Origin of the sequence: Methanobrevibacter cuticularis (assembly GCF_001639285.1) — an archaeon.
Lineage (GTDB): Archaea > Methanobacteriota > Methanobacteria > Methanobacteriales > Methanobacteriaceae > Methanobaculum > Methanobaculum cuticulare.
This window is the reverse complement of the sequence record NZ_LWMW01000016.1, coordinates 1-1851: the sequence shown is the minus strand read 5'-3', so window position 1 is coordinate 1851 and position 1851 is coordinate 1. Positions and strand designations below refer to the sequence as shown.

General features: G+C 27.0%; 1 pseudogene. It reads right to left on the bottom strand.

The annotated features are described in order from the left end of the window. Positions 1–1027, bottom strand: a pseudogene (locus MBCUT_RS00530) (right-handed parallel beta-helix repeat-containing protein); the annotation flags it as partial. Positions 1028–1851: the final 824 nt, after the last annotated feature.

The window sequence follows — 1851 nt, the reverse complement described above, 5'->3', positions numbered from 1 at the left end:
TGTCACCAACATGAACATTATCCAAACTACTAGAGTTAGTGAAATTGAAAATATAATAATTATTGATAGCAACAGTGCCAGAAATCCTGCCACTTATATTAGTTATATTGTTTGTCCCCCACCAATTCAAATCAGCACTAACATTAGTAGCTCCACTATTTACAATATCAAAACCATTACTATCAGTATTATTAAATATACGATTATAATTAATAATTACATTACTACTACTACCATAAACATAAATAGAACCGGCAGTAGGAGCGGTGTTGTTAATGAAAGTAGAACCACTAACATTTACATTAGTACTATCTCTAATGAGTAAAGCACCACCCTGCATAGATGTAACATTATTGTTAATGAAAGTAGAACCATTAACACTAAAATAATTACCCCGATAATTATTGATAGCACCGCCACCCCTCGCATTAGTAGTACCAAGTGCAGTGTTGTTAATGAAAGTAGAGCCAGTAACACTGAAATTAACACCCTGATTATTGTAGATAGCACCACCACCATAATTTGCAGTGTTGTTAATGAAAGTACAACCAGTGACATTCATATTAGCACCCAAATTGTAGATAACACCACCATTATTTCCTGAATAGCTATTTCTGAATGTACAGTTGATGAAAGTCATCTTTGTTAAACTGTTTGGATTATCTATTGCTCCACCAGTACCCGTATTATATCCATTTAGGAATGTTATGTTTATGAAAGTCACATTCAAATTATTACTCATGGAAAATATTCGTCTTGATCCTTCTGCATCAATTATTACATCAGCAGCAGATCCGTTTCCTTGGATTGTTACATTTTTATTAATAGTTATTCCTGTATTGCTAGTTTTTGTGTAGTTTCCTGGAGCAAGCAAAATAGTATCTCCAGGATTAGTAGTTCCTGATGTTATTGCTCCATTTATACCCCCAGATGTTGTATTATCAATAGGTACAGTAGCTGCAAAGCTAGAGTTTAAACTAATAGCTAATAATAAGATAGTAGCTATTAGTATACTCGTTTTTATCATTGCTTTTTTATAGTTTTTTATTTTTTCACCTCCATTTCATTCAATTATTGATAAAAATCAGTCAAATAAATAGAGAATAATCACTACTTATTAACCGATAATAATTATATTCTATGCCGTATATAAACTTTATTGAAAAATAATATATATATATATATATATATATATATATATATCATAAATAAGTAAATAAAAAACAATGAAAGTAACTTAAAAGGAGTAAAACCTGAAAAAATCCAAAATAATAATAAATTTTTGAAGTAATTGCAAAAATATAAAATCATATTTTAAATGTTTTTAAAATGCATATAAATTGCTAAAAACTTTTAATAATGCACCATAATTAAAAATATATAATCATGTAAAGTTTTATAAGTGATAAAGCTATGTAAAAAATAAATTATATAAAAATTAATAAAAAGTAAAAAAATAAAAAGATTTTTAAAGATAAAAAATTGCATTTCTAATTATACGAGATTCTTAAAAATGCAAATGATGGATAAATTAATTGATATGATGAAAATTAGTTAGCTATTCAATTCCTTTTAATCTCAAAGCATCGTGAAGGAGAGAGTTTCCATCACATTTATAGCAGTGGTTTTCTACACCCTCACGGAACCTTGTTTTCATAGACTATGTCTGCTGAAAATATTGAATTACATTAATGGACATTTGATTTCAATTATAAAAAAAGATTATGGGAGTGTCTCATAAGTCACTTTTTTAGAAATTTTCATGAAATTAATTTCCATAAAAATCATTTAAATATTAAATAGTTGATAAAATATGTATTAATAGCTATAATAAATTAATTGTTTTATTTA